This window comes from Collinsella sp. An307 (genome assembly GCF_002161805.1).
In the GTDB taxonomy this organism is placed as follows: domain Bacteria; phylum Actinomycetota; class Coriobacteriia; order Coriobacteriales; family Coriobacteriaceae; genus Coprousia.
Genome location: NZ_NFIP01000001.1, coordinates 429,788 through 436,133, shown reverse-complemented (window position 1 = coordinate 436,133; position 6,346 = coordinate 429,788). Strand labels below are relative to the sequence as shown.

The following is a 6,346-nucleotide window of genomic DNA, read 5'->3' as shown; positions in this document are numbered from 1 at the left end:
CATTTTGTCCAGGCGGGCAGTTGGGGCGGGGCAACTTTCCGAGGTTATTTATGCCGGTTGAGCTGGAAGAACACGGGCGTTACGGACACACATTTTGTCCTATAAGCCGCATATCACACGGGAATGTGGTAACTGCATGTGACAAACTCGCAGTGACTTTTAATAAACGGAGGGTCGGCTCGATGGGAACCGACCCTCCGTTCTAACTACCTACAGGTAACGAGGTGTTGTTATGCCTCGTGGTGGCGGCGGGGAACGCGACCGTTGCCGCCGTTGTCACCGGGACGGCGAGGACGGTCGCCGTGACCGCGGCGCTCGCGGTCCTTGGAATCACGACGCGGACGGCCACCGAAACCACGGCCGTCGTCGTGAGAGGCACCGTTGCCGGAACCGGCGGGAGCCTCGGGCTTATCGAGACGGTCGAGCGAAATCTTGCCGCGCTCGTCAACCTCGATAACCTTGACCTTCACCTCATCGCCGATGTTGAGGACATCCTCGACCTTCTCAACGCGGCCCTGGGCGACGCGGCTGATGTGCAAGAGACCGTCCTTGGAGGGCGTAAGCGAGACGAAGGCACCAAACGGCTGGATCGAAACGACGCGGCCGCAGAACTCCTCACCCACCTCGGGCTCGTGCACGATGAGCTTGATGCGCTCGATGGCCTCCTCGACCGAGGTACCCACACCGCCAACATAGACGGTGCCGTCCTCCTGGATGTCCACGGAGGCACCGGTCTCATCCTGGATACCGCGGATGGTCTCGCCACCCTTGCCGATGACCTCACGAATCTTGTCGGTCGGAACGGTGATGGAGGTGATGCGCGGCGCGGTCTCGCGCGTGGACTCGCGCGGACCGGGTACGACCTCGAGCATCTTGCCGAGGATGAAGGCGCGACCCTCCTTGGCCTGCTGAAGGGCGGCCTTGAGGATCTCGAAGGTGAGGCCGGTGGCCTTGTTGTCCATCTGAAGCGCCGTGATGCCGCGCTCGGTACCGGTCACCTTGAAGTCCATATCACCGAGGAAGTCCTCGATGCCCTGGATGTCGGAGAGGACGACGGTCTTGCCCTCCTCCTGAATGAGACCCATGGCGATGCCGGAGACGGGCCGCGTGATGGGCACGCCGCCATCCATGAGGGCAAGGCAGCTCGCACAGGTCGACGCCATGGACGAGGAGCCGTTGGACTCCATGACCTCGGAGACGACGCGGATGGCGTAGGGGAACTCCTTCTCGTCGGGAAGGACGGGCAGAAGGGCGCGCTCGGCCAGGTTGCCGTGGCCGATCTCGCGGCGCTTGGGGCTGCCGATACGGCCGGTCTCGCCGGTGCAGAACGGCGGGAAGTTGTACTGGTGCATGTAGCGCTTGCCGTCGACGGGCTCGATGGTGTCGAGGCGCTGTCCCTCGTTCAGCATACCAAGCGAGAGCACGGAAAGCACCTGGGTCTGACCGCGCTGGAAGAGGCCGGAACCGTGGACGAGCGGCAGGTAGCTGCCCTTCACCATGATGGGACGGATCTCGTCGGCGCGGCGGCCGTCAACGCGCTCGCCCGTCTCGACGACCATGGTGCGCATGGCCTTCTTCTCGAGCTTCTTGAGGTTGACGGGGATCTCACGCTCCCACGCGAGCTGCTCCTCCTCGGAGAACTCAGCGCGGATGCGCTCCTTCAGGGCCTCGACCTTGGCGATGCGAGAGAGCTTGTCGGCATCCGCGAGCGCGGCGGCCATCTCGTCGTAATGGGCGAAGACGCGCTCCTCGACCTCGGGGACGGGCTGGTCGAGGATGTACTCCTTGGCGACGATGGGACCGTTGACGCGCTCCCACTCCTCGACGAACTCGCGCTGCGCCTGGCAGAAGGCACCGATGGCCTCCTGGCCGAACTGCATGGCGGCGAGCATGTCGTCCTCGGTGACCTCGTCGGCGCCGGCCTCCACCATGGAGATGAAGTCGGCGGTGCCAGCGAGCTCAAGGTCGAGGTCGGACGCCTCGCGCTCCTCGTAGGTGGGGTTCACGATGAACTCACCGGTCTCGGTATTGCGGCCGATGCGCACGCAGGCGAGCGGGCCCTCGAACGGCACGCCGCCAAGCGTGAGGCCAAGCGACGCGGCCATGGTGCAGATCACGTCGATGGGGTTCTTCTGATCGGCGACAAGCGAGGTCGCGACGATCTGGACCTCGTTGCGGAAGCCGTCGGGAAAGCTCGGACGGATGGGGCGGTCGATCATGCGCGCGGTGAGCGTCGCCTTCTCGGTGGGACGCCCCTCACGCTTGAGGTAGCCACCCGGGATGCGGCCCGCGGCGTAGAGCTTCTCGTTGAAGTCAACCGTGAGCGGGAAGAAGTCGTAGTTCTTACGCTCCTTGGAGACCACCACGGTCACGAGCGCCGTGGTGTCGCCCTGCTTGACGAGGACGGCGCCGGTGGCCTGCTTGGCAAGCTCGCCGCTCTCGAGGGTGTAGGTCTTGCCGTACAGTTCGAAGGTTTTGGATACAAGTGCCATTTTTCCTCTTTCATCCCCCGGCAGCCCTTCTGCCGGGACCTCTCATGCCGGGACTCCCCCCGGCGGTGTAGGACCGACCTTTCGGCCCCTACATGAAAAGGAGCCCCCGAAGGGGCTCCCGCATGCACAACTTACTGGATGTTGTCGCGGATGCCGAGCTTCGCGATGAGTTCACGGTACTCGACGATGTCGTTCTTCTTGATGTAGGAGAGAAGACGACGACGGCGACCAACGATCATGAGCAGACCGCGGCGGGTGTGGAAGTCCTTCGGGTGGGTCTTCATGTGCTCGGTGAGCTCACGGATGCGCTCGGTGGCGATGGCGACCTGAACCTTGGGGTTGCCGGTGTCCTGCGCGTTCTTGCCGAACTCGGCGGTGAGCTCAGTCTTGCGCTCCTTAGAAACAGTCATGTTTCACCTTTCTCTTGGCAGGGTCTCCCCTGCAATCCGCCCGATCCGAGGGGCCGCCGGTGAAGCGAACCGCTAGGAACGGGTAATCCAACAGCCCGATATACTACCACAAGCTGCGCATATGCATGAAACGCACACGTAAGCGACGGCGGGGCGCGTGCTAAAACGTGCCGGCCTCAGCAAGCATCTCGCGCGCATGCGCAATTGAGGCTTCACCGGTATCGCCCGAGAGCATGCGAGCCACCTCACGGACGCGCTCGTCCCCGGTAACCTTACTCAGGCGTGTCTCGGGGATATCGCCATCAGACTTGGATACGACGTAGTGCTCAGCCGCAACGACGGCAACCTGCGCCACATGCGTGACGACGATAACCTGGTGGGTGCGCGCAAGGTCGGCGAGCACCGCAGCGAGAGACCGAGCGACAGCTCCGCCCACACCGGCATCGACCTCGTCGAACACAAGCGTGTCGACACCGTCCGCCTCGCCAAGCACCACCATCGAGGCAAGCATGACGCGCGAAAGCTCGCCGCCCGATGCGATGCGGCGAAGAGGCCGTGGTGTGAGACCCGGGCCGCTGCGATAGAGAAGCTCGTAGGAATCGGGGCCGGCCTCGGTCCAGCGCTCACGGGGAAGCTTACGAGCCTCCCAGACGAGCTCCGCACGCCCCATCTCCAGGCGCGCCATCTGACGCGTGACCTCACGACAGAAGCGTGGACCCGCAGCGTTGCGTGCGCGGCGCAGCTCCTTTGCGGATTGGGCAAGTTTTGACTCGGCTTCCTCCAAGGCGCGACGGGCGCGCGCAATGCGCGCATCGCTATCGGATACAAGCGAAAGAAGCTCCTGAGCCTCATCCCGGCGTTGGAATACGTCCTCCATATGAGGACCGAACTGCCGAAGCAGCCCTTTAAGCGCGGCATAGCGCTCCTGGAGGCGCGCAAGTTCCGCAGGGTCGAAGTCGACCCCATCGCGATAGCGACGTAGGTCCTGTGCAACGTCCTCAAGCGTGATGGCAGCGCCCGCAAGCGCATCGGCGAACTCAGAGAGCTTACCGTCGACGCCGCCCATGCGGGAGAGCTCGGCGATGGCGCCGTTCAGCGGATCGAGCGCTCCCCCCTCGCCTGAGAGCGCCTCGGCCGCTTCATGGGCGCACGCTGCGAGTGCCTCGGCATGCTCTGCGCGTGGCAGCGTCTCCTCAAGCTCCTCAAGTTCACCCTCATGAGGGTCGACCTCGTCAATGCGGTCTACGGTATACCGTGCGTCCTCCAACCGGAATCCCTCGGTTCGTGCCGCCGCTTCCACGCGCTCGAGCTCACGAGCGGCCTCGCGAGCTACCAAAAGGTCGGCTCGATAGGCCTCGAGTGGCGCGGCGATGCTTCCATGCGCCCAAGCGTCGACCATGCCCACATGCGTTGAGGCGTCGAGGAGGCGCTGGTGCTCATGCTGCCCGCAGAGGTCCATCAAAGGCGCCACGCGTTCAGACAGCTCACGCACGCTCCCAAGCGATCCATCGATTCTCACACGGGAACGACCGTCAGCAGAGAGGCGACGCGAGACGGTAAAACCCTCGGTGTCCTTGGCGTCAGTGAAAATGCGACCCTCGACTTCAGCATATGGCTCGCCTTCACGAACCTGAGACGCATCGGCGCGCTCGCCCATAAGCAGCTTGAGCGCTGAGAGAAGCGCCGTTTTTCCGGCACCGGTCTCGCCGGTGAGCACCGTAAGACCGCTTGAAAGCGATAGCTCGGCCTCGCGAATGAGGGCTAAGTTGGAAACGCGAATCTCATCGATCATGGCGCACCCCGTAGAACACGCGGCTCACCGAGTTGTAGAAGCTCTCGGGACCGTAGTCAAGCAAAAGGACATCGCCCGGCCCCCGGCTCACCTCTACCCGCTCAACCGCTTCCTCCCCTTTGTAAAACTGGCCGTCGACGGCAACCGCAGGGATAGAGGGTCTGTCGTGCGACATGGCGATCTCGATAACATCGGAAGGCGACGTGAGAAACGCGCGCGCCTGGATGGTGTGCGGGGCAATGGGAACGCAGACCATGCCGGCGTAGTCGGGGCTTACGATAGGGCCTCCGGCCGAGAGCGCGTACCCGGTGGAGCCGGTTGCGGTCGAGATGACCACGCCATCTCCGCGCAAGCGATCGATGTGGTGGCCGGAAACGGTGATGTCGAACGAGACCATATCCGAGAGCGGCCCGCGTGTGAGGGCGAGGTCGTTTAAGGCAAAGGATTCGAGAACAGGCTCGGCATCAGAATCTTGCGACGAGAAGATGCGACAGGAGAGCGTCGCTCGTCTGCTCACATGGAGCTCGCCCGCGAGGGCATCTCCCACCACTTTGAGAATATCGGTGTCGTCGGGGCTCGCTGCAGTAAGGAACCCAACGTGACCGTATGAAAGGCCGAGGATGGGAATCTCGCGATAGGTTACGATGCGCGCTGCGCGAAGAAGCGTCCCGTCTCCGCCGAGGGAGATGACAAGCCCGCACCCTTCTATATCGGGCTCTGCGGCAATGCCGGAACGTGTATCCGGCGCCCAGACAACGTCCAGTCCCTGACGGGAAAGCCAGAGCTCGAGCATGAGACCGCTCTCTACAGCCTCAGCTTTATCGTAGTTGGGAACGAGCAGGATCTTCATAGACGCTCCACCTTCCCCAAAACGGCATCGACCTGCTCCGCGCATGTGCCGGAGCCCTTGGCGTCTAGGATACCCCGTTTACCCCAAAGGAAATACTCAACGTTTCCCTTGGCGCCTGTTATGGGCGAGACGCAAACGTCTTGGGGGACGAGCCCGTTTGCCGCAAATAGCCGAACGACATCGGCAAGGGTGCGTCGTCTGACAAGGGGATCGCGAACGATCCCGCCTTCTCCCACCTCATGCGCCTCGGCTTCGAATTGTGGCTTTACGAGCGTCACGAAGGAGCCGACCTCCGAAACGATCTCGAGCACCGCAGGGAGTACGCGGGAGATCCTTGTGAAGGAGACGTCGCAAACGGCAAGATCAGCTACGCCGCGATAACCCAAATCGGGAACATCGACGATATTTGTTCGCTCGAGAAGCGTCACACGAGAATCGTTTCTGAGCGACCAGTCGAATTGGGCGTGGCCTACATCAACGGAGATGACGCGCTCGGCGCCCCGCTTGAGAAGGCAATCGGTAAACCCGCCGGTGGAGCAGCCGACATCGAGGCAGGTAAGGCCCGCAGGATCGACCCCAAAGGAGTCGAGAGCGCCCTCAAGCTTAAGACCGCCGCGACCGACATAGGCACTATGGCCCTTAACATGAAGATCAAGCCCGGGCAGGACCTTCTGGCCGGGCGAAGAGAGCCGCTCGCCCCCGGAAGAGACGAGACCTGCCATCAAGAGCCGCAGGGCATCTGCGCGATCGGCACAGATGCCCTGCGAAATCATCTCATCATCAAGCCGGACCTTCTTCATGC

At 62.9% G+C, this 6,346-nt stretch carries 5 protein-coding genes; all 5 read right to left on the bottom strand.

From position 1 onward, the window contains the following. Window positions 1-230: 230 nt before the first annotated feature. Window positions 231-2,492 (bottom strand): polyribonucleotide nucleotidyltransferase, encoded by a 2,262-nt coding sequence (locus B5F89_RS01940; protein ID WP_087430095.1) that lies wholly within the window; start codon window positions 2,490-2,492, stop codon window positions 231-233. 131 nt (window positions 2,493-2,623) lie between these two features. Then, window positions 2,624-2,902: a 30S ribosomal protein S15 gene (gene rpsO, locus B5F89_RS01935; protein ID WP_087430094.1), complete on the bottom strand. Its 279-nt coding sequence runs from the start codon at window positions 2,900-2,902 to the stop codon at window positions 2,624-2,626. Window positions 2,903-3,062: 160 nt separating this feature from the next. Beyond that, the gene (locus B5F89_RS01930; protein ID WP_087430093.1) at window positions 3,063-4,694 is read right to left on the bottom strand and encodes an AAA family ATPase; all 1,632 of its coding nucleotides are present in this window, start codon (window positions 4,692-4,694) and stop codon (window positions 3,063-3,065) included. Continuing rightward, window positions 4,684-5,544, bottom strand: a complete 861-nt coding sequence (locus tag B5F89_RS01925; RefSeq protein WP_087430092.1) for an NAD(+)/NADH kinase — start codon at window positions 5,542-5,544, stop codon at window positions 4,684-4,686. The genes B5F89_RS01930 and B5F89_RS01925 overlap by 11 nt, the downstream gene beginning before the upstream one ends. Continuing rightward, window positions 5,541-6,344, bottom strand: coding sequence for a TlyA family RNA methyltransferase (locus B5F89_RS01920; protein ID WP_087430136.1), 804 nt, complete (start codon window positions 6,342-6,344; stop codon window positions 5,541-5,543). Before B5F89_RS01920 ends, B5F89_RS01925 begins: the two co-directional genes overlap by 4 nt. Between the last annotated feature and the right edge of the window lie 2 nt (window positions 6,345-6,346).